The 23,051-nt window shown below is 60.6% G+C and carries 14 protein-coding genes and 1 tRNA gene; 8 read left to right on the top strand and 7 right to left on the bottom strand.

Annotation, left to right across the window (positions count from 1 at the left end):
* The first annotated feature begins 73 nt into the window (after nt 1-73).
* From gltX to DW003_RS08620, 5 genes are all read left to right on the top strand, one after another.
* Entirely contained in the window at nt 74-1,549 is a 1,476-nt protein-coding gene (gltX, locus tag DW003_RS08600) for a glutamate--tRNA ligase (protein ID WP_118388620.1), read from the top strand.
* An 89-nt stretch (nt 1,550-1,638) separates the two neighbouring features.
* Nucleotides 1,639-4,092 (top strand): primosomal protein N', encoded by a 2,454-nt coding sequence (gene priA / locus DW003_RS08605; RefSeq protein WP_118388622.1) that lies wholly within the window; start codon nt 1,639-1,641, stop codon nt 4,090-4,092.
* Between the two features lie 18 nt (nt 4,093-4,110).
* Entirely contained in the window at nt 4,111-4,647 is a 537-nt protein-coding gene (gene def / locus DW003_RS08610; protein WP_118388624.1) for a peptide deformylase, read from the top strand.
* A 328-nt stretch (nt 4,648-4,975) separates the two neighbouring features.
* Nucleotides 4,976-5,896 carry a methionyl-tRNA formyltransferase gene (fmt, locus tag DW003_RS08615; protein WP_118388626.1) on the top strand — a complete coding sequence of 307 codons (921 nt, stop codon included), beginning with the start codon at nt 4,976-4,978 and terminating at the stop codon, nt 5,894-5,896.
* Entirely contained in the window at nt 5,893-7,293 is a 1,401-nt protein-coding gene (locus tag DW003_RS08620; RefSeq protein WP_118388628.1) for an RsmB/NOP family class I SAM-dependent RNA methyltransferase, read from the top strand. The genes fmt and DW003_RS08620 overlap by 4 nt, the downstream gene beginning before the upstream one ends.
* Before the next feature lie 141 nt (nt 7,294-7,434).
* Here DW003_RS08620 and DW003_RS08625 read toward each other — a convergent pair whose 3' ends face one another.
* From DW003_RS08625 to glgB, 7 genes are all read right to left on the bottom strand, one after another.
* Nucleotides 7,435-7,671, bottom strand: a complete 237-nt coding sequence (locus DW003_RS08625) for an FmdB family zinc ribbon protein (RefSeq protein ID WP_118388630.1) — start codon at nt 7,669-7,671, stop codon at nt 7,435-7,437.
* Nucleotides 7,672-7,759: 88 nt separating this feature from the next.
* Entirely contained in the window at nt 7,760-11,056 is a 3,297-nt protein-coding gene (locus tag DW003_RS08630) for a 4-alpha-glucanotransferase (RefSeq protein WP_118388632.1), read from the bottom strand.
* 216 nt (nt 11,057-11,272) lie between these two features.
* Nucleotides 11,273-13,603 carry a glycogen synthase GlgA gene (glgA, locus tag DW003_RS08635; RefSeq protein ID WP_187361919.1) on the bottom strand — a complete coding sequence of 777 codons (2,331 nt, stop codon included), beginning with the start codon at nt 13,601-13,603 and terminating at the stop codon, nt 11,273-11,275.
* Nucleotides 13,604-13,693: 90 nt separating this feature from the next.
* Nucleotides 13,694-14,821 carry a glucose-1-phosphate adenylyltransferase subunit GlgD gene (glgD, locus tag DW003_RS08640; RefSeq protein ID WP_099431724.1) on the bottom strand — a complete coding sequence of 376 codons (1,128 nt, stop codon included), beginning with the start codon at nt 14,819-14,821 and terminating at the stop codon, nt 13,694-13,696.
* A gap of 4 nt (nt 14,822-14,825) precedes the next feature.
* Nucleotides 14,826-15,974, bottom strand: coding sequence for a glucose-1-phosphate adenylyltransferase (locus DW003_RS08645; protein WP_035138263.1), 1,149 nt, complete (start codon nt 15,972-15,974; stop codon nt 14,826-14,828).
* Nucleotides 15,975-16,078: 104 nt separating this feature from the next.
* Complete coding sequence (locus tag DW003_RS08650) at nt 16,079-18,505, bottom strand: glycogen/starch/alpha-glucan phosphorylase (RefSeq protein WP_118388634.1); 2,427 nt, start codon at nt 18,503-18,505, stop codon at nt 16,079-16,081.
* A 94-nt stretch (nt 18,506-18,599) separates the two neighbouring features.
* On the bottom strand, nt 18,600-20,873 hold the full coding sequence (gene glgB / locus DW003_RS08655; protein ID WP_118388636.1) for a 1,4-alpha-glucan branching protein GlgB: 2,274 nt from the start codon (nt 20,871-20,873) through the stop codon (nt 18,600-18,602).
* Nucleotides 20,874-21,204: 331 nt separating this feature from the next.
* Here glgB and DW003_RS08660 point away from each other — a divergent pair, with 331 nt between their 5' ends.
* The 3 genes from DW003_RS08660 (at nt 21,205) to DW003_RS08670 (ending at nt 22,691) form a co-directional block, all read left to right on the top strand.
* A complete protein-coding gene (locus DW003_RS08660; protein WP_118388638.1) occupies nt 21,205-21,894 on the top strand; it encodes an HAD family phosphatase in 690 nt (229 codons plus the stop codon).
* A 9-nt stretch (nt 21,895-21,903) separates the two neighbouring features.
* Complete coding sequence (locus DW003_RS08665; RefSeq protein ID WP_233545557.1) at nt 21,904-22,545, top strand: thiamine diphosphokinase; 642 nt, start codon at nt 21,904-21,906, stop codon at nt 22,543-22,545.
* 70 nt (nt 22,546-22,615) lie between these two features.
* Nucleotides 22,616-22,691, top strand: a tRNA-Ala gene (locus DW003_RS08670).
* Nucleotides 22,692-23,051: the final 360 nt, after the last annotated feature.

Here is a 23,051-nt window from a genome sequence, read left to right on the forward strand (position 1 = left end):
CTTTGTGCGGAGGTCGCATTGTTGCTTTATACTAGTGCGGTTAGACATCCATCCTGCAATCGAGGAGATTTCCATGGCATCAGACGTTCGCGTCCGCTTTGCACCCTCACCGACGGGCAAGCTGCACATCGGTGGCGCCCGCACCGCTATCTATAACTGGGCTTTTGCCCGCGCAAACGGTGGCACGTTCATCCTGCGCATCGACGACACCGACCCCACCCGTTCCACCGACGAGAACACGCAGATCATCCTGCGCGCCATGCGTTGGCTTGGCCTGGACTGGGACGAGGGTCCCGAGGTGGGCGGCGACTACGGCCCCTATGCCCAGACCGAGCGCCTGGACCTGTACAAGCAGGCCGCCCAGAAGCTTTGGGACGAGGGCAAGGCCTATCCCTGCTTCTGCACCAAGGAGCAGCTCGACGCCGACCGTAAGGCCGCGCAGGAGCGCAAGGACCCCTTCCAGGGCTATCAGCGTCGCTGCCGCGATCTTGATCCCGAGGAGGCCCGTCGCCGCATCGAGGCCGGCGAGCCCTACGTCTTGCGCATCAAGGTGCCCGAGGACCGCGGCGACGTCGTCATCCACGACGCCGTCCACGGCGAGGTGACCTTCGATGCCAAGGAGCTCGACGACTTTGTCATCTTCCGCTCCGACGGCACGCCCACGTATAACTTCGCGACCGTCGTCGACGATGCCATGATGAAGATCACCCATGTCATCCGCGGCGATGACCACCTGTCCAACACCCCGCGCCAGGTCATGGTCTACGAGGCCCTCGGCGCGCCCGTGCCTACGTTTGCCCACATCTCCATGATCCTGGGCGCCGACGGCAAGAAGCTCTCCAAGCGCCACGGCGCCACCTCGGTGGAGGAGTACCGCGACGCCGGCTACCTGTCCGATGCCTTCGTCAACTATCTGGCGCTGCTCGGCTGGTCGCTCGACGGCGAGACCACGATCATCCCGCGCGATGTCCTGGCCAGAAAGTTCTCGCTCGATCGCATCTCCAAGAACCCGGCGACCTTCGACCCCAAGAAGCTTGATTGGGTCAACGCCGAGTACATCAACGGCATGTCCGACGCTCAGTTTGCCGACGAGATTATGGTCCCCGAGCTGCACGAGGCAGGTCTCATCGAGGGCAACGTCGAGTACGACGAGGACTGGATCGACGCACTTGCCGCCATCGTCAAGCCGCGCACCAAGATGCCGGCCGACGCCGTGACCGTCGCCGCTCCCATCTTTGCTACGGCCGAGACGCTCGAGTATGACGAGAAATCCGTCAACAAGGGCCTGGCCAAGGAAGGCATGGGTGCCATTCTGGACGCCGCCAAGGCCGCTCTCGAGGGTGTGGACGAGTGGACGGCTGACAACATCGACGCCGCGCTTGAGCCGCTGCCCGAGCAAATGGACCTCAAGAAGCGCGTGGTGTTCCAGGCCGTGCGCGTCGCCGTTTGCGGCAACATGGTGAGCCCTCCGTTGGGCGAGACCATGGCGCTCGTCGGCCGCGACGACTGCCTGGCGCGTATCGACCGCGCCCGCACGATGGCGCTGTAATCGCTGCGCAAACGTATGTACCCGAGCCCCGTTCACCCCGAGCGGGGCTCTTATTTCTGTAGACGTATGGGATAGGAGGTGCTGGGGCCATGGCTCAACAACTGTCGCTGTTTGGTACGCCCGAACCGGAGGAGGCTCCGGCGAAGCTCGCACCTGCCGCCGCCTCGGCTCAGCCTAAGCCTGCACCTGAGCCCATCGCTGCCTACGCGAGCGTGGTCCTCGACATCCCGACGCGTGCGCTGTCCGAGCCATTCGCCTATAGCATTCCTCAACCCCTTGCCAACGAGGCGCAGATCGGATCCACGGTCCTGGTCCACTTTGGTAACCGTGCCGCCGCGGGCTATGTCGTCGACATTGCTCCTGAGCTGGGCGATCTGCAGGGCAACAACGCCCTCGACCCTGCGCGCATCAAGCTCATCGAGGCCATCCTCAGCAAACCGCTCTTTACCGCCGAGGCCGCCGGCATTGCGCGCTGGATGAGCCGCGAGTACGTCGCGACGCTTTCCGAGTGCCTGCGCCTATTCTTGCCCCCGGGTGGAAGCCCGCGCGTGGTCAAGGGCGATGACGGCGTGTGGACCGTTGAGCGCCCCGCCGTCAAACCCATCCAAAACCGCTGGGTCATGCTCACGCCCGAGGGCTTCGACTATACGCCGCCCAAGACTGCCGTTCGCCAACGCCAGCTCATCGAGGCGCTCCAGTGCGGCCCGGTCACGACGCGTGACCTCAACTTGCTCTACAACAGCATGTCGGCAACCATCAAGGCGCTCGAAAAACGCGGCGTCGTGGTGGTGGAGGAGCGCCGTGCGTGGCGTGGCTGCAGCGAGCAAACTACGCTGTCCTCCGCGAGCGGCAAAGCGCCGGTCGCACTTACCAACGGCCAGCAGCAGGCGCTCGCGCAGATTGAGCGTGCCCGTCTGGACGCTCATGGCGATGTGGTGCTGGTCGATGGCGTTACCGGATCTGGTAAAACCGAGGTTTATCTCTCTGCCATCGAGCGCGTGCTCGCGGCCGGCCGTTCGGCCTACGTGCTCGTGCCCGAGATCTCGCTGACGGCCCAGACCGTCGGCCGCTTCCGCTCGCGCTTTGGCGAGACGGTCGCTGTGTTCCATTCGCGCCTTTCGGCCGGCGAGCGCCTGGACCAGTGGGATATGGTCGCCAGCGGAGCCGCGCGCGTGGTCGTGGGCGCCCGCTCGGCGCTCTTTTGCCCGCTCAGCGACTTGGGCCTCATCATTATCGACGAGGAGCACGAGACCAGCTACAAGCAGGGTTCCAGTCCACGCTACCATGCGCGCGAGGTGGCGGCCGAGATGGCGCGGCGCTACCGCTGCCCGCTCGTGTTGGGCTCCGCCACGCCTTCTGCTGAGGCTCTCGACCGCTGCCGCCGTGGCACGTATAACGGTGCCACCTGGACGCGCGTCGAGATGCCCGAGCGCCCGGGACACGCCGTGCTGCCTACGGTGCGTATTGCCGACCTGCGTCGTGAGTTCTCGCACGGCAGCCGCTCTATGTTCTCAAAGCCGCTGATGGAAGGCTTGGAACGCGTGGTCGAGCGCCGTGAAAAAGCCGTGCTGCTGCACAACCGCCGTGGTTTTGCGCCGTTTTTGATGTGCCGCGAATGCGGCTGCGTCCCCACCTGCAACCACTGCTCCACCGCGCTTACGTATCACGAGCGCTCGCACACGCTGCAATGCCATACCTGCGGGTCGTCCTGGCGCGTGCAGCCGTATCCCGCGCCCACGAGCCGTTGCCCCAAATGTGGTAGTCGCTACCTGGCAAAAATGGGTTTGGGCACTCAGCAGATCGAGGACGCACTGCACCAGATGCTGCCCGAGGATGTCGCCATTATTCGCATGGATGCCGATTCCACGCGCGGCAAGGATGCGCACAAAAAACTGCTCGAGCAGTTCGATGCGGCCGATTGCGCCGTGTTGCTGGGCACCCAAATGATCGCAAAGGGTCTCGATTTTCCCGAGGTCACGCTCGTGGGCGTGGTCAATGCCGACTTCGCCCTCAAGCTGCCCGATTTTCGCTCAGGGGAGCGCGCCTACGATTTACTGGAGCAGGTCGCCGGCCGTGCCGGTCGCGGTGATCGCCCCGGCGAGGTGATCATCCAGACCTACCTGCCCGAGGATCCGGTCATTCGCGCCGTCGCTGAGCACGACCGTTCGATCTTTACCGACTACGACCTGGACCAGCGCCGCGACGCCCTGTATCCGCCGTTTGTTCGACTGGTCAACATTTTGGTGTGGTCGGCGAATGCAGATGACGCACGAGATTATATTGGGCGCATCGCGAAGTTCCTCAAGCGCCGCTGGCATGCCGCCGCGCCCGACTTTTTGCGGGCGGGGAGTGCCGTGCCGCAGGTGCTGGGCCCGGCTTCGTGTGTAATCGAGAGAGCCAAGGACCGTTATCGCTTCCATCTGCTTGTGAAGTCGCCCGTGGGGTACCATGTCTCTGATGATATCGACGCCTGCCTCAAAGAGGTGGGCTCTGTGCGCGGCGTGAGCGTAAGCGTTGACGTCGACGCCTATGATTTGATGTAACAACTCGAAAGGATGGCCATGGAAGCCAACGGAATCGTACTGTCGCCCGACCCTCGTCTGCGCCAGGAGTGCGCCGTCATCGAGGAAATCACCCCGGCGATCGAGGCGCTTGCCGAGAAGATGAAAAAGATGATGTTCGAGAACAGCGGTTGCGGCCTAGCTGCTCCGCAGATCGGCGAGCTCATTCAGCTCGTCACCATCGACTGCGACTACAGCGACAAGAACGACTACGATCCGTACGTTCTCATCAACCCCGTGATTGTGGAGCAGAGCGACCATATGGTGCCGTTTAGCGAGGGCTGCCTGTCCATCCCTGGCATTAGCTGCGAGATCGAGCGTCCCGACCATGTCGTCGTCGAGGCGTACGACTTGGACGCCAACCTGATTCGCTATGAGGCTTCGGGCGATCTGTTCTGCGTGTGCCTGCAGCACGAGATCGATCACCTGCACGGCAATACCATGTTCGAGCGACTCAAGCCGATGCAGAGGATCAAGGCAGTCAAGGAGTACCAGGACGCCCTGGCCCGCGGCGCTCGACCGGGCGAGACGGAGTAGGTCCCACCGTCCCCGGTGCTGAGCGCCCACATATCATCCCGTGCTCAAACATTCTCGCTTTGCTGCGAAACTGCGCGCGGGACGATATGTGGGCGCTCAGCACCGGGGACTGCGTTGTTCTTGGCTCGGTTCGCCCGGGTGCCGTTGTGCCAGGGAGGGGCGTCTTCGCTGATAATTGCTTTGTTGGAAGAGCTGCTTTTATTGCGGCTCTTTCTTTAGTTTTGGGTATATTTGTTCTTGTTGAAATGTTATTACGGATGGGCTGGGTACTTGGCTTTCCGCTGTTATTTGTAGCCGTCTCGGCTTTGGTTGAGGGGAGATATTCTTTATGCGTATTGTGTTTATGGGCACGCCTGATTTTGCTGTGCCTTCTTTGACTTCGCTTGTTGAGGCTGGGAATGAGATTGCGCTTGTTGTTACTCGTCCTGATGCTGTTCGCGGGCGTGGTAAAAAGTTGGAGCCGTCTCCTATTAAGGCCAAGGCGCTTGAGCTTGGGTTGCCGGTTATTGAGGCTAATCGTATGACGGCCGAGGTTGTTGAGGCGCTCCAAGCTGCGCAAGCCGATATTTTCTGTGTGGCTGCCTATGGTTGCATTTTGCCGGATGAGGTGCTGCATATGGCGCCGCTTGGTATTGTGAATGTTCATGCGTCCTTGCTGCCTCGCTGGCGTGGGGCAGCTCCTATTCAGCGTGCGATTCTCGCTGGTGATGAGGTTGCTGGCGTTTCTATTATGCGCATCGGGCATGGCGTTGATACCGGCGCTTATTGTGCCCAGGCGTCTACGTCGGTTGCCGGTAAGCATGCTGAGGCGCTGACCATGGAGCTTGGTGAGCTTGGCGGTAAACTGCTTGCCGATACGCTTCCTTCTCTTGCCGATGGCACCGCCGTGTGGACTGAACAGGATGAGTCGCTCGTCACTCATGCTGCTAAGATTTCTAAGCAGGAGATGCGCCTGGATCCGCAGATGGCGGCGCTCGATTGCGTGCGTCATGTGCTGGCCTCGTCCGATACCGCGCCTGCTCGTTGCGTGATTGCTGGCAAGACCGTGCGCGTGCTCGATGCTGCGCCAGCTGATGTGTCGCTTGGCGAGGGTCAGGTTCTCGTTAAGGCCAAGCGTGTTTACCTGGGTCTTTCCGATGGCACGGTTGAGTTGCTCGAGGTTAAGCCCGACGGTAAGCGCGCCATGGCTGCTTCTGCTTGGGCTACCGGCCTGCAGGGTGCCGATCTTATCTGGGGTGTTTTGTCATGAGCAAGTTGTCTCCCGCGCGCAAGCTTGCGCTCGATGTGCTAATGGAGGCTGATCGCCGCGGTATGTATGCGCGTGACGTGCTGTCCTCTCGCGCATCGGCCAAGGCTATTGACCAGCGCGATTCCGCTTTTGCCGCCCGCTTGGCACTGGGTGTTGCCGCCACGCAGGGCATTTTGGATGAGTTGCTCGATCAGTTTCTCGATAAGCCTAAAAAGGTTGCGCCGCGTGTTCGCATGGCGCTTCGTATCTCGGCCTTCGAGATGCTCTATCTGCATACGCCGGGCCGCATTGCCGTAAGTCAGGGTGTTGAGCTGGTTCGCAGCGGAGCTAAGTCTGCCGCCGGTTTGGCCAATGCCGTGCTGCATAAGGTCGCGGACAACGTTGAGGACTTTGCTACTGCGTCCGATGTGGATGAGTCTGAGCGACGCTTGGTTCGTCTGTCGCGCCTGATGGGTCTGCCGCGTTGGCTTTGCGCTCGTATTATGGCCTCGTTCGATACACCCGAGGGCGCGCTGAACTTTGCCGGTAATCTTGCGCCTGCGCCGCTGGCCCTTCATGAGAACGCCTTTGCGTCTAAGCCCGATCCGTATATCTCGCAGCTCGTCGCGCCCGTCTTCCCGGGCTGCCACGCCCCGGTTGATGCCCAGGTTACCGTTGCTTCGGGTGTGTTTGAGCGTGCTGCTGCCGTGGCCTCGGATCTTAACGCCCAGCTCATCGCCACAGCTGCCACGCGCCCTGGAAGCTGCCTTGAGATTGGTGCCGGTCGTGGCACCAAGACCTATGTGATGATGTGCCAGGCCAAGCGTGCGGGATATGAGCGTCAGCATACGGCGCTCGATCTTCATGATCGCAAGTGCGATCTGAATCTCGCTCGCCTTCATAAGGCCGGTATTCAGGGCGTTCGTACGGTTGCGGGTGATGCCTGCGAGCTTGATGAAGTACTGACATCGTTTGATGCCATGCTTGGCAAGCCGGTTAAGTTCGACACGGTATTTATCGATGCGCCGTGCTCGGGCACCGGCACCATGCGCCGCCATCCTGAGATCCCGTGGCGTCTGACCGAAAAGGATGTGACGGTTGAGCTGCCCAAACTGCAGCTGACGATGCTCAAGGAAGCCGCCGCGCGCGTGGCCGCCGGCGGCGAGCTCATCTATGCGACGTGCTCGGTCTTCGACGAGGAGAACACGCAGGTCGTAGACGCGTACCTTGCTTCTCCCGAGGGTGCCGGCTTTAGCGTGGCACCGCTTTCCGAGGCACAGATTCTGCAACTCCCCGAGTTCGATCAGGCCAAAAAACTCGTATCCGTACGCCAGAACGATCGAGGCCTCTTCCAAAGCGTACCGGTAAACGCCGACTCCTGCGACGGCCACTTCTGCGCCCGCCTGGTCCGCAAGTAACGACTAAGTTGCGGTGAAATAGGGATTGAATATCGGCTTCTACCCGCCAAACAGTCCTTATTTCACCGCAACTCATAAGGAAACCTGGGCAGCTAAAGACGCGGCCCCGCGATGGGTGTTGATCGCGGGGCCGCGTTGTTTCTAGTGGCTATGCGGGCAGTTGGCGCAGCAGCCGCTGGTGGCGCTGGTGCTGGCGCCGCCGCTTCGCTGGTCGGTGTTGTAGAAACCGCTACCCTCAAATTTAATGCCGCTGGCCGAGAACGTCTTGGCCGCCGGGGCACCGCAGCTGGGGCACACGACCTCGGGAGTCTCAGACATGGGATGCTCAACCTCAAACACGTTGCCGCAGCTCGAGCACTTATAATCGTAGCGCGCCATAATACTTCCTTTTCAGCACAAAGCGGGCAGATTACTCTGCCCGCAAAAATTCAAACGTCTGTAACTGTACCCTATATCGGGGGTTTTATCACGCTTCGCCCCAGAATCTATTGTTGTTGCGCAGGAGCTGTGCGGTTTTGTTCTCGGCGGCTGCAATGTCCGCCTCGTCAGCCTGCCAGGTCCAGTTGCCCGTGGCCACGCCCGGAACGTTCATGCGCGCGTCGTCGCCTAGCCCCAAGACATCTTGCAGCGGCATCATCACCAGGGGAGCGTCGCTTGCCAGCGCGTCGTTCATCAGCTTGGACGCCACCTCAACACCGCTCGGCACGTCGCCACCCGCAAAGGAACGCGTGCACCACCCGGCCAGCGTCGACGTATCGTGCGTCGAGGTGTACAGAATCTTGCCGGGCGTGGGATGCACACCGCAACGAACGTCGTAGTCGCTAAACTCCAGCACGTCCATGCCGGGGAAGCCGCAGGTCGAAGCCATGGCACGAACGCCAGGCGTCAGATAGCCCAAGTCCTCAGCGATAAAGTTGAGCGGACCCAGCTCGTCGTAGGCGGTCTGGAACAGGTCTTTGCCCGGTCCCGCCAGCCAACGACCGTCGGCGCAGGCCTTGCCCGCAGGAATGCTAAAGTAGCTGTGGAATCCCAGGAAGTGATCCAGACGCACGCGGTCGTAGAGCGAGAACGCGCGACGCAGGCGATCCATCCACCAGCCATAGCCATTCTGCTTCATGTGGTCCCAGCGGAACGTCGGGTTGCCCCACACCTGGCCCTCGGGCGCAAAGTTATCGGGCGGCGCACCGGAGATCTCGATTGCCTTGCCGGTATCGGATAGCCAGAAATTCTCGGGTTCGCTCCACGCATCTGCCGAATCGTCGGACACGTACATAGGGATATCGCCGATGACCTCGATGCCCTTCTTGTGCGCATAGTTCATAAGCTCGCACCAAGCCAGGTCAAAGCGATACTGCATGTACGCCTGAAGCTCGGCCTCGTCGTGGAAGCGCTTGTCGTCAATCAGATGCTCGTTGTAGCGCGCAACATCTGCCGGCCAATCGTGGCGCGATTCGCCCTCAAAGTACTTTTTAACGGCCATGTAGACGCAGTATTTCTCGAGCCAATCGGCATTGCGATGTTTAAACGCCGTGTACAGCGGGTCGGCATCCTCGCCGCCGCGGGTCTTCCAGGTGGCAAAGTCCGCAGCTAGCTCCTCGTGGCTCTCGGGCAGCAGGTCGATATTGCCTGCAAAGGCCGAAGGACCGGCATAGGGGGAGCGGAAGAAGTCCGTGGGATTGACGGGCAGAACTTGCCAGTAGCGCATGCCCATGGCGGCCAGGTGGTCAATAAAGCGACGCGTGGGCGCACCGATTGTGCCAGGCTTGCCGTCGTCGGTGGGCACCGAGGTGATGTGGCACACGACGCCCGCGCCGTGATCGAGCGGCTCCTGCAGACGCTGCTCGGCATGGTGATAGATGATCGACGAGCCCAGCGGATACAGATCGAGCGTGACCGTACCGTTGTGGATCTCGCACTCGCGGCCGCTGATCACGTCACTCGCGCATTCGCCGAGCGCCGGAATCGTCACGCAGTGCGAATTGCGCAGACTACGGTTGATGATAACCGTCGCGGACTCGCCATCCTTGCCCGTGCGGTTGTATGCCAGCACCTCGTCGTTGAGTGCGAAGGCCTTGATCTCGCCGTCGATCATAAACGGTAGTGCGCGGCGTACGGCGGAGGCGTTTTTGACAATAGCCAGCGTGTCGAAGTCGTGCAGTTGGTCCTTGGTCGGCAGGGTGCGGCGATTGCCCGGATCGGTGAGACCCTCCAACCCGTACTCGTCACCGTAATAGATTGAGGGAACGCCCGGGAACGTCATTTGCATGAGCGTCGCGAGCCAAAAACGGCTCTTGGCCAGGCCCATTGCGTTCTCGTCCAGACGCCATTTGCTGCGCTCGCACTCGGGCAGCTGCGATTCATCAGGGCCGCCGCCGAGCACCGAGATGATGCGCGGACGGTCGTGGCTCGACAGCAGGTTGAGCGCGCAAGACAGGGCCTCACGCGGATAGTTCTCGCGTAGGGTCTCGATATCCTCGGCAGCTTGGTAGGCGTTTTTGTAGCCCATCAAAAAGCCGATGACCATGTCGCGGAAGGGGTAATCCATGGCGGAGTCGAGTTCCGATCCCTGCAGGTAGCGACGCAGATGGCCATAGCTGATCTTGTTGGAGGCGTCCTCCCAGACTTCGCCGAGCAGCAGTGCGTCGGGTTTTTCCTCGAGCACGGCGGTCTTGATATCGGCTAGGAAGTCATCGGAAAGCTCGTCGGCCACGTCCAAGCGCCAGCCATGGGCACCGGCGCGCAGCCACTTACGGATAACGCCGTCCTTGCCTAGAAGCTTTTCGCGCACCAGCTCGGAATTCTCGTTGATGGCGGGCATGTTGCCCACGCCCCACCAGCAGTCATACGTACCGTCCTCATGGAAGGTAAACGCATCGCGCCACGGCGAGTCCTCGCTCTGCCACGCACCGACGCCGGGATAGTTTCCGTAGCGGTTAAAGTAGATCGAGTCGTCACCCGTGTGGTTAAAGACGCCGTCCAGGATAATAGAAATGCCGAGCTTCTCGGCCGCTTCACACAACTCGGTAAAGTCCTGCTCGGTGCCCAGGATTGGGTCGATCTTGGTGTAGTCAGCCGTGTCGTAGCGGTGGTTGCTCGCGGCCTCAAAGATGGGGTTGAGGTAGATGGCCGTAAAGCCCAGCTCCGCGATGCGGGGCAGGTCATTTTGGATGCCCTTGAGCGAGCCGCCGTAGAAGTCCCAGGTCTTGATGGAGCCGTCCTCGGCGCGCTCGTATACGGGCGACTCGTTCCAGTCCTCGATCATGCGGCGCTGGATTCCGTTGCGCGGTTTTTCGACTTCGGCCAGCGTGCGCTCGCGCCAGTTTTCGTCGCGGGCATAGCGGTCGGGGAAGATCTGGTACACCATGCCACGCTCGTACCACTCGGGACGCACTTCGCGGTGCTTATAGACGGTAATCTGGAAGGACGGCACCTCGGCGTAGTCGTAAGTTACGCCCTCGCCACCGGTGCGACCCTGCGGTGCGCCCAAGCGGACCTCGGGCTGGCCCTCGATATTGCAGATAAAGCTGTACCAGATAAGACAGGACTCGGTACACTCAAGCTCTACGGTATAAATGCCGTCGCCCTCGTGCGTCATGGGATACCGAGACTCACCGATCTCATCGACCCAGGTGCGCAGCGTAAGCGTTGCCTGGTTGGGGTCGGCATCCTCCAGAATCACGGAGAGCGAAAGGGTAGTTCCAGTGGTCACAGCGCCAAACGGAGTGCGAAACTGCGGAAGACGGCTGTTGTGTATCAATCTCATAATACGGTCCAGTTCAATAGAATCACGGCCTGCGGGCCATGGCTTTACGCACAAGTTGTAAGTATATCTGTTGTACACAGGCTGTATAAACAACATCCGTTTACCATCGGCGAACGGTTGTCCTAGAAAATCGTTTTACCACTACCTACAGAGAAGGGGCACCCAGTTGGAGCGCCCCTTGCTTAGGGTTTGATGAGGTTTTGAATCGTCTGCGTACTAGCGGCGCTTGCGGGTGGCCGTTGCCTTGCGGACGGAGGTCTTCTTGGTCGGAGCCTTTTCCTCGGTCGCGGCGGCGGGGGAGACCGGGGCCTTCTTGGCGGGCTCGGGCTTGGCCTTTACCTCGGCCTTGGGCTCCTCTTTGACGGCAGCGGACTTGGCCTCGGATGCCTTCGGTATCGGCTTGGCCTTTACTGCGGGCTTGGCCTCGACCTTAGCCTCCGCCTTGGGAGCAGCGGCCTTGGTTGTGGTCTTCTTGGCCGTCGTCGTAGTGCGCTTGCGCGTGGTGGCCTTGGCGGCCGGCTTGGCCTCGACGGTTGCCTCGGCCTTGGACTCGGCGGACGTCTCCTCGACTTTGGCAGCCGACTTTGCGGCAGCCTTCGTGGTCGTCGATTTCGTAGCCGTGGTCTTCTTGGCTGCCGTTGCCTTCTTGGCGGTCGTGGTCTTGGACGCGGTCGTCTTCTTGGCAGTGGTCTTGGCCGGAGCCTCGACGGCGACCTCGGCCTTTACCTTGGGAGCAGCCTCGGCTTCTGCGGCCTTCTTGGCAGCGGCGGTCGTGCGCTTGCGCGTGGTCGTTGCCTTGGCAGCAGTCGTCTTTGCTGCGGCGGCCTTGGTGGCAGCGGCCTTTGTCGTCGTAGCCTTCTTGGCGGTCGTCTTGCGGGTTGTGGTCTTCTTGGCGGCAGGCTTCGCGGCAGGCTTGACCTCTGCCTTTGCCGCAGGAGCAGTCTCAGCATTCACCTCAGGCTCGGCCTTTGCGGGCTCAGCCTCAACCGGCTTCTCCTCGGCCTTGGCTTTGGGCTCCGGCTCAGCGGCCACCGGCTCAGCAACAGCCTCAGGCTCGTCGACAACAGACGCCGGCCTCTCAATCTCCGGATGCATAAAGAAGTACAGGTCCAGATACTTGTCGGCCGAGCGCGTCCAGCTAAAGTCCTGGCTCATGGCCTGCGTGACCAGCTGGTTCCAGGCGTCACGGTTATCCCAGAATAGACGCGCCGCGCGGAATACCGCATCGCCCATCTCGTCGCCGTTAAAGTTGCTAAACGAGAAGCCCGTGCCCTCGCCGGTAAACTCGTTGTACGGGATCACAGTGTCCTTCAGGCCACCGGTCTCGCGCACGATGGGCAGGGTGCCATAACGCATGGCGATGATCTGCGACAGGCCGCAGGGCTCAAACTTCGAAGGCATCAGGAACATGTCGGCGGCGGCATACATGCGCTGCGACAGCGCCGGGTCAAACTCGATGCGTGCGGCCATGGTGCCGGGGTACTTGTCCTGGAAGTAGCGCAGGCCGTCCTCGTAGTCGCGGTCGCCGGTGCCCAGCACCGCCACCTGCACGCCGCCGGCCAGGATGCGGTCGAGCGCGTACATGACCAGGTCCATGCCCTTCTGGCGCGTCAGACGCGTGACCATGACCATAAGCGGGCGGTCGTCGCGAACCTCGAGCCCCAGCTCTTCCTGCAGCTTGGCCTTGCACACGGCCTTGCCGGAGCGATCCTCTACCGTGTAGTTGGCGGCAATGCGCTTGTCGGTCGCCGGGTCAAAGCCCGCGACGTCGATGCCATTCAAAATGCCCTGCAGCGCGTAGGAGCGCTCGCGTAGAACGCCGTCCAGGCCCTCGCCAAATTCGGGCGTCTGGATCTCGTTGGCATAGGTGGGGCTCACCGTGGTAATGGCGTCGGCATAGCGCAGCGCGCCCAACATGTAGTTGACGCTGCAGGCGTCGCAACGCAGCTGCGAGGCGGCCGCGGGAATATGCGCCACACCCAGGATGTCCTCCATCACGGTGTCGCTAAACTGACCTTGGAACGCCACGTTGTGGATCGAGAACACAGTCTTGACGCGGTCGTACAGCGGCAGGCCCTGGTAGAACTCGCGCAAAAACACGGGCGCCAGTGCCGTCTGCCAGTCGTTGCAGTGCAGGATGTCGCACTCAAAGCCCTCGGGCAGGTGCTGCAGGCTCTCGGTGATGGCCTTGGAGAAGAACGCAAAGCGCTCGCCGTCGTCAAAGAAGCCGTACGGATAGTCGCGCGCAAAGTAGCGCTCGTTGTCGATGAACATATAGGTGACGCCGTCGTGCTCGAGCTTCTCGAGCCCGCAGTACTCGTTGCGCCAGCCCAGACTCACGTAAAAATCGGAGAAGTGCTCCATCTGCGCCTTGTACTCGTCCTTGATGGTGGCGTACTTGGGTACCATCACGATAACTTCGGCGCCGGCGCGCACAAGCGCCGCGGGCAGCGAGCCTGCCACGTCGCCCAGGCCACCGGTCTTCACAAACGGTGCGCACTCGGCCGAGGCAAACACGATCTGCATCTTTTTGCTGGAATCAGCCATATTGTCTCCCATGTTGCAATTCGAGAATAGCCGCCTGGCGCTAACCGGGCGGCTATTCTACATGTTACGAGCGATGTTGCGGTGCCAACGTTAACGTACGATGGTGGTGTCGGAAGTTAACGGAGCCTTGCCCAGCACCAGGATGTTCTCGGGCGTGCCGCGAAGCTCGGTGTTGGTGGGAACCACGTTGTTCTTGTCCAGAATGGCGTTCTCAACACGGGCGCCGCTCTTGATGATGCAGCTCTGGTTGATGATCGAGTTGGTCACCGAGGCGCCCTCCTCGACCACGACGCCGCGCGACAGGATCGAGTTGCGCACGGTGCCCTTGATGATGCAGCCGGCCGAGATGATCGAGTTGCAGGCGTGGCTGCCGGTCGCATAGCGCGAAGGCGGCACGTCGTGAGCCTTGGTCAGGATCGGGCGCTCGGGATCGAAGAGCTGGTCGGCGACGGTCTGGTCGAGCAGGTCCATGCTGCGGCGATACAGCGATTTCTCGCTAAACACGCCCACGACTTCGCCCTTGTACTCGTAGCTGCACACGTCGATGTTGCCAAAGTCGCCCTGGAGTGCCTCGAGCAGGTCCAGATAGTCGGCGGCCTGGTAGTGGTCGATAATCTCGAGCAGCGTCTCGCGGTTGACGATGCAGCAGTCCATGGAGGCGTTGTCGCCGTACACAACGCCGGCACTCACGCCCGTCAGGCGACCGTTCTCGTTAATCTCGAGCTTGGTCTCGTCATCGACGTTGCGCGTGGCCTTGCAGTACACCACGGTCATCTGGGCGCCGGAGTTCTCGTGCGCCTCGATGATGGTGTTGAGGTCCATGTTAAAGATGATGTTGGTGCCCATCATCACGACATAGGGCTTCTCCGAGCGCTGGAACAGCGTCTTGTTGGAGATGATGTCGCGCAGCAGGAAGCGCATGCCGCCCTTGGTGGTGCCATACGCGTTGCCGGGCACCATGAACAGACCGCCCTTCTTGCGGTCCAGGCCCCAGTCCTTGCCCGAGCCCACGTGGTCGATCAGCGAACGGTAGTTACCCGGCATGACGACGCCGACGGTCTTAATGCCGGCATTCATCATGTTGGACAGCGGGAAGTCGATTAGGCGGTAGCGGCCCAAAAACGGAACGGACGCGATGGGACGGTCCTTGAGCAGCACGCTGCCGTAGGTCGAAGAGTAGTTAGCGGTGATGTAACCGATGGCCTTGCGATTGATCATCGGATCATTCCCCCTTCCCGATAACGACGTCATTTCCAACGACGGCCGTATCCTTGGTGGTATCGACAGAGCCGAGCTTCACGCCCTCTTCGACCGTGGAGTTCTCGCCCAAAATAGCGCGGCAGATGTGCGCGCCGCTCTTAACGTGCGCACCCGGCAGCAGCACGGAGTCCTCGACCACGGCGCGCTCCTCGATGATGACATCGGTCGAAAGGATCGAGTGGCGAGCGGTGCCGTAGATCTTGCAGCCGTTGGAGACCAGGCAGTCGTCCAAGCGGCCGTCCGGGCCAATGTAGTGCGGCGGACGCGTGGTGATGTTGGACATGATGGGGAAGTTCTTGTCAAACAGATCAAACTCGGGGTTGTTGCCCAGCAGGTCCATCGAGGTCTCGTGGAAGCTGGCGATGGTGCCGACGTCCTTCCAAAAGCCGTGGAACTCGTAGCTGTACAGGCGCTTGTTCTCGCCGAGCAGCTTGGGGATGATGTCCTTGCCAAAGTCGTGGCTCGAGCGCTGGTCCAGAGCATCCTCCTCGAGCGCCTCGATCAGCACGTCGGCCGAGAAGATGTAGATGCCCATGGAAGCGAGGTTCGAATCGGGCTTCTCGGGCTTCTCGGTGAACTTGGTGATGCGGCCGTCCTCGGGGTCGGTGGTCAGGATGCCAAAGCGGCTGGCCTCCTCCCACGGCACGGGCATAACGCTCACCGTGAGGTCGGCGTTGTTCTCAATGTGCGTCTTGAGCATCTTGCGGTAGTCCATGCGATACAGGTGATCGCCCGAAAGAATCAGGACGTACTTGGGGTCGTTGGCCTTGATGTAGTCGAGGTTCTGCGTAATGGCGTCGGCCGTGCCCGCATACCAGGCGCCGCCGGTCTGCGTCTCGTACGGCGGCAGGATCGACACGCCGCCGTCGCGGCTGTCCAGATCCCACGCCTCGCCGGAACCCACGTAGGCATGCAGCAGGTAGGGGCGATACTGCGTCAGAACGCCCACCGTGTCGATGCCCGAGTTGGAGCAGTTGGAGAGCGAAAAGTCGATAATGCGGAACTTGCCACCAAAGCTAACCGCCGGTTTGGCGATCTTTTGGGTGAGTGCCCCCAATCGGCTGCCCTGTCCTCCTGCGAGGAGCATCGCGATGCATTCTTTCTTACTCATCGATTTCTCCTTCTGTCATCGATGTTCCTAACCCATTGGCGACGGGCGCGGCGCACTGTCACGCCCGTCGAGTAATGCCGTGCGGCAAAGGGAGCTCGCGCGCTTTATGCGTGCCAGATCTCGTCGCGATACTCGCGAATGGTGCGGTCGGACGAGAACCAGCCACTCGAGGCGGTGTTGAGCAGGGCCTTGCGGTTCCAGGTCTCCTGGTCGCCGTAGCTGCCCGTGAGGTTCTCCCATGCATCAACGTAGCTGCGGAAGTCGGCCATGACCAGGTCGGGGTCGTTGTTGTTCATGAGCTCGTTGTAGATGCTCTCGAAGTTGCCCGAAAGACCCGCAAAGGTGTTGTCCTTGAGCTCGTCCATCACGCGGCCCAGACGCTCGCGGTCGCCGTTGAGGGTATCCCACGCAAAGTAGCTGTTGGATGCCCAGAGCTGCTCGACCTCGGGAGCGGTCAGGCCAAAGATGGCCTCGTTCTCGCGGCCGGCCAGGTCGGCGATCTCGATGTTGGCGCCGTCGAGGGTGCCCAGCGTAATGGCGCCGTTCATCATGAGCTTCATGTTGGACGTGCCCGAGGCCTCCTTGCCGGCCGTGGAGATCTGCTCCGAGATCTCGGCGGCCGGGTAGATGAGCTGAGCGTTGCTCACACGGAAGTTGGGGATAAAGCAGACCTTCATGACCTCGTTGACGCGGGCATCGTTGTTGATGACGTCGGCCACGGAGTTAATGAGGCGGATGGTCTCCTTGGCAAAGGTGTAGCTCGAGGCAGCCTTGCCGCTAAAGATGAAGGTCGTCGGCGTCACGTGGAAGTTAGGATCGGCGATGCGACGGTTGTAGATGTCCATCACCTTCATGATGTTCATGAGCTGGCGCTTATAGGCGTGGAAGCGCTTTACCTGGACATCGAAGACGGTGTTGGGGTCGATAACCAGACCGGTCTCAGCCTTGACGTAGGCGGCCAGACGCTCCTTGTTGGCGCGCTTGGAGGCACCCACGGCCTTCAGGAACTCGGTGTCGTCCTTAAACTCCCTGAGTTTCTCAAGCTCAAAGGCGTCTTTGAGCCAGCCATCGCCAATGGCCTCGGTCACGAGCCTGGCGTAGGTGGGGTTGGCCTCGGCAAAGAAGCGACGGTGCGAGATGCCGTTGGTCTTGTTGTTGAACTTCTCGGGCGTCAGGGCATAGAAGTCCTTGAGCACGATGTTCTTGATGATGTCGGAATGGATCTTGGCCACGCCGTTGACGCTGTGGCTGCAGATCACAGACAGGTTGGCCATGCGAATCTCGCCGTCCCACAGGATGGCGGTCTGGCGCAGACGCTCCTGCCAGCCCTCCTGCGTGGTGTCGAAAGACTCGTGCCAACGACGGCTGATCTCGTCGATGATCTGGTACACGCGGGGGAGGAGCTTGGAGAACGTGCCGATGGGCCACTTCTCCAGGGCCTCGGGCAGGATGGTGTGGTTGGTGTAGCTCACGACCTGCGTCACGATGTTCCAGGCGTCATCCCACTCGAGCTTCTTCTCGTCGATGAGGATACGCATGAGCTCGGGGCCGCACATGGCGGGGTGGGTATCGTTGGTGTGGATGGCTACAAACTGCGGCAGCAGCTCCCAGTTCGCGCCGTGCTCCTTCTCAAAGGTGTCGAGCAGGCTGTAGATACCGGCCGAAACAAACAGGTACTCCTGCTTCAGGCGCAGCAGACGGCCGTGCTCGCCGGCGTCGTTGGGGTAGAGGATGGCGCTGATGGCCTCGGCCTCAGCGCGCTCGGCATCGGCCTGGGCATAGTCGCCGCGGTTGAAGGCCTCCAGATCAAAGTGCTCCTCGACCGGCTCGGCGGCCCAGACGCGCAGTTTATTGACGGTCTCGCCGGCATAGCCCACGACGGGGATGTCATAAGGGACGGCCAGGATGTCCTGCGTGTCTACCGTGCGGTAGAACGTGCGGCCGTTCTCCTCAAAGCCCTCGACGCGGCCGCCAAACTTAATGGTCACGGCCTTGTCCTGACGACGGACTTCCCAAGGATAGCCGTGGGTGAGCCACTCGTCGGTGGCCTCGACCTGGCTGCCGTTGACGATCTCCTGCTTAAACAGGCCGTAGCGGTAGCGCATGCCGTTGCCGTAGCCGGCAATGCCCTCGGCTGCCATGGAATCCAAGAAGCACGCGGCCAGACGACCCAGGCCACCGTTGCCCAGGGCCGGATCGGGCTCCTGGTTCTCGATGACGGACAGGTCAAAGCCCATGTCGTCGAGCGCCTCGGCGACCATGTCGCGCACGCCAAAGTTGAGCAGGTAGTTGTCGAGCAGTCGGCCGATCAAAAACTCGATCGAGAAGTAGTACACGCGCTTCTTGCCCTCGGCGGCGACGCGGGCGTCACTCTTGGTGGCAACGGTGCGGGCCTTCTCGGCCACGAGCTTGGCCAGGGCGTTAAAGCGGTCGAGGTCGCTGGCGGCCTCGACGCTCTTGCCGCTGATGCTCATGACGGCATCGCGATAGAGCTCGGTAAACTCCTGCTTGTTGTCGAAGATCTTATTCATACGTTCCTTTCCCCCGGGGATGTTTCTCCCGGAACGGTTATGACTTGTATCCTACGCCTCGTCGGGGCGGGTAATTACAGCTGTAACGGTTTTGTTACGCATCCTTGGCAGACGGCTTAACAGAAGCAGACTTGGTCTTGGTAGCGGCCTTTTTGGCAGCCGGTTTCTTGGCCGTAGTGGCCTTGGCGGCGGGCTTCGCGGCAGCCTTCGCCTTGGTCGTCGTAGTCTTCGCCTTAGCCGGTGCCTTCTTGACCGCAGCAGTCTTGGGCTTCACCGAGGACGTGCGCTTACGCGTAGCCTTCTTCGGCTCCTCGACCACGGGCGGCTTATAGCTGCTGGGACCGCGGCGCTTAAGCACCACACCTGCCAGACCGGGTACCTTAATCTCAATGGAGTCCATCTGCCCGTTCCAGGGATAGGGCTCGCTCGAGCAGGTGTAGGGCTCCTTGCCGGCATAGCCGCTGCCGCCAAACTCAGGACGGTCAGAATCGAAGATGACCTCCCAGTCACCCTCGCGCGGCACGCCCACGCGGAAGCTCTCATAGCTCGCCGGGTCAAAGTTAATCAGGATCACCAGGTCGTCATCGACGTCCTCGCCCTGACGCACAAAGCTCACGATGGACTGCTTGGAGTTATCCGCATCGATCCAGGTAAATCCGTCGTCGGTGTAGCCGCGCTCGTACAGGGCGGGCTCGGCGGTGTACAGGTGGTTGAGCGCCTTGATAAACGCCTGATGATGACGGTGGGTCTCGTACTCCTCGGTCAGGAACCACTGGATGGACTCGTAATAGCGCCACTCAATAAACTGGCCGATCTCGTTGCCCATAAAGTTGAGCTTGGCACCGGGGTGCGTCATCTGGTAGAAGGCGAGCGTGCGCAGGCCGGCAAACTGGCGCCACCAGTCGCCCGGCATGCGGCCGATCAGCGAGCACTTGCCGTGCACGACCTCATCGTGGCTCAGCGGGCAAATAAAGTTCTCGGTAAAGGCGTACATGATGGAGAACGTGAGCAGCCCGTGGTTGCCGGGGCGCCACGGAAAATCGGTCTGCATGTAGTGCAGGGTATCGTTCATCCAGCCCATGTCCCACTTGTAGTGGAAGCCCAGACCGCCGTCCTGCGGCGGGTAGGTCACGAGCGGCCACGCGGTGGACTCCTCGGCCATCATCATCACGTCAGGGAAGTGGGCCTCCACGGCGCAGTTGACCTGGCGGATAAACGCGCTGGCATCCAGGTCCTCCTCGGTTCCGTACTTGTTGAACTTCTTTTGGCCCGGATCGTCGATGCCAAAGTTGAGGTACAGCATGCTGGACACGCCATCCATGCGGATGCCGTCAACGTGGAAGTTCTCGAGCCAGTACAGCACGTTGGAGACCAGAAAGGAGCGGACCTCGCCGCGGGCGAAGTCAAACTTGTGCGTGCCCCAGTTGGGGTGAATCTCGTGCTCAAACAGCATGTGGCCGTTAAAGGTGGCAAGACCGTGGGAGTCGGCGCAAAAACCGCCGGGCACCCAGTCCATGATCACGCCAATGCCCGCCTCGTGGCATGCATCGATAAAGTGCATGAGTTGCTGCGGGTCGCCATAGCGCGAAGTGGCGGCATAATAGCCGGTCGTCTGGTAGCCCCAGGAGCCATCGAAGGGATGCTCCATGAGCGGCATGACCTCGATATGCGTATAGCCCATGTCGCGCACGTAGTCCACGAGCTCCACCGACAGGTCGTCGTAGGTGTAAAACTCGCCGCGCTGCGCGGGGAAGGGATCCATGGGGCCGGGATAGTTGCCATACTCGTCCGGCTCGCCCTGCGGCGCGTCGCCGTGGCGCTTCCACGAGCCAATATGCACCTCGTAGATGTTAAGGGGCTGCGACATGTGGTTGTGGCCGACGCGGCGCTTGAGCCATGCGGCGTCGTTCCATTTGTAGCCATCGAGGGTCCACAGCACGCTAGCGGTACCCGGAGGGCACTCGGCCTTGAAGGCGTACGGATCGGCCTTGTACAGTTTTTCGCCCTCGTTGGTCTCGATTAAATATTTATAGAGCTGGCCTTGTTCTGCGCCAGGAATAAAGCCTTCCCAAATAGCGCTCGTATGCACGGGCACCAGCGGGTTGGCTTCTTCATCCCAGTCGTTAAATTCGCCAATGACATGCACGCTCTTTACATCGGGCGCCCAAACGCAAAAGCGCCAGCCGCGCGTACGGTTCTGCGTGTCGGGGTGCGCGCCCATCTTTTCCCAGCTGCGCTCCCACGTGCCGATGCCAAATAGATAGACATCGTCCTTGGTGAGCTCCGGTGCGTGCGGGGCGGCTTTACGGGTTGCGGGCTTTTTAGCCGTTGGCTTTAGCTTTGTATCGCTCACGTTTGATCCCATCATGACGCGGCAGCGTGTTGCCTTGGTGACTAGATGCGAAAGGTCCAAGGCTGCACGAATCGAAGGGACGGCGATAGTTCTATGATTCGTTCCACCTCGCGTGCTCGGTGGAACTTTCGGCACGAAATACGATAACACCTGTTCGTTACTTTTATGGAGAAAAGTGGATTTGCGGCGGTGTTTAATCGGCGAGCGCCATGTTTAGACCACTGGCAGAATTGCGATGGTAAAACTCTTGACAGTTTTACCAATTAGGGTTTCAAGATTGTTAGTCTGACGTTTGGTAAAACGTTTTTAGCAGGATGTTTACCATTTGACATCGAAAGGTACATTTATGTCCCAGACCGCTGCTCCCAATGTCGCTTTTATTTTCGATTGCGACGGAACACTGGTTAATAGCACCCCCGTTTGGGCCTATGCTCAGCCCGAGTTATTGCACCGCCACGGAGTTGACGTAACGGTCGACGATTTTGCCCAATTTGAGCATTTGTCGCTCGAGGACGAGTGCCAGGCCTACCACGACACCTGGGGCATTGGAGCGAATGGCGAGAAGCTGTATCGCGAGCTGAGCGACATCCTGATCGATGGCTACTCCAAGGTGCCACCGCGCGAGGGGCTCTTGGCATTTTTGGAGCAGGCGAAGGCGGCGGGCATTGCCATGTGCGTTGCCACGTCTACGCCAGCCGAGCTGGTTAAGTCTGCGCTTGCGGGCGCCGGGCTCGATGCCTACATGGAGTTTGTTACCACGACGGGTGAGGCAGGACGCTCCAAACAGTTCCCCGACGTATACGAGTTGGCGCTGCGCCGTCTGGAGGAGCGCCATGGGCATAAGTTTGACCGCGCATGGGTGTTTGAGGACGCCGTCTTTGGCCTTAAGAGCTCTGGCACCGCCGGCTTTAAGCGCGTGGGCATTTATGACCCGCACGGCCGTATGGAGCGCGACGAGGTGCGTGCCAACTGCGACATCTTTATCGACAGCTATGAAGAGCTGGATCTTGACCGTGTGCTTTCGTTTGAGGGCTAGGTGAGGCCCGTGGCTTGCAAGGTATTAGTGGTCTGCGGCTCGCCCGTGGTGGCGAGTGCGGATCTGTTGCGTAGGCTAGCAGGGGAGTGCGATCACGTTGTCGCCGTGGACCGCGGGCTCGATGCGCTGTTGGGCGCGGGACTGGACTGCGACGTGTATGTGGGGGATGCCGACACGGTGAGCGATGCAGGTCGCGCGCTGGTCGATGCTGCCAGCGATTTTGAGGTAGAGCGCCACGACCCGTACAAGGACTATACCGATCTGGCGCTGGCGCTCGATTCCGTCCGACGCCGCTGGCCGGGTGCCGAAGTGGTTGCGACCTGCGCCACGGGCGGCCGCCCGGATATGGCCCTATCCGTGCTGGGCTTGCTTGCAGGCTATGATGACGCCCCAGTCTGGATTGCCGAGGACAAGGTGGTTTCCCGCATCCTTCGCGCAGGCGAGTCGTGGACCATCGAAGGCGCCGAGGGCAAGACGTTCTCCATCATCGCAATTGCCCCCAACACCAAGGTAAGCGAACACGGCCTAGAATGGGAGCTAGACCACAGCCCCCTGGGCCTGTTGGCCGACACGGGCATCAGCAACGTCGTCAGGTCAACAGCCACGATCCAAGTCCACACCGGCACCGCCATCGCTTTCCTATATCAATAGGCATTTAAAGTCTGACTCAAAAAAGTCCTTGCACGCCGCGTCAACTTCCCCTATAGTATCTCCTCGTCACGGGGGCGTAGCTCAGCTGGGAGAGCGCTTGACTGGCAGTCAAGAGGTCAGGGGTTCGATCCCCCTCGTCTCCACCATCGTGAATCCAAAGGCCTTCGGAATACCGAAGGCCTTTTTCATGCCAAAACACCTCGTGCCGCAAACCCACACCAACACCAACAAAAAGTTGCACAATTTATTTCCCATATCTGTACATAGTTTGTTAGCCAAACTCAATTACCAGTGCAGCTCGCTGCTCCATGTGGGTCACAGGAACGTCCCTAACCGCCGCCGGCACCCCAATAACCTGCGCCAACGTGAACAACTTCCCAAAACAACCCCCTTTAGCACGTCAAATGAACGATATGTTGTCCAACGCAGCCCAAATCAGTTTCACTAACAGCTTGTGCTAGGATATCAATCGTTACATGGGTTCAACTGTGCTCACGGCTTCAGCA

This window comes from Collinsella sp. AF36-3AT (assembly GCF_003475205.1).
GTDB lineage: Bacteria > Actinomycetota > Coriobacteriia > Coriobacteriales > Coriobacteriaceae > Collinsella > Collinsella aerofaciens_AF.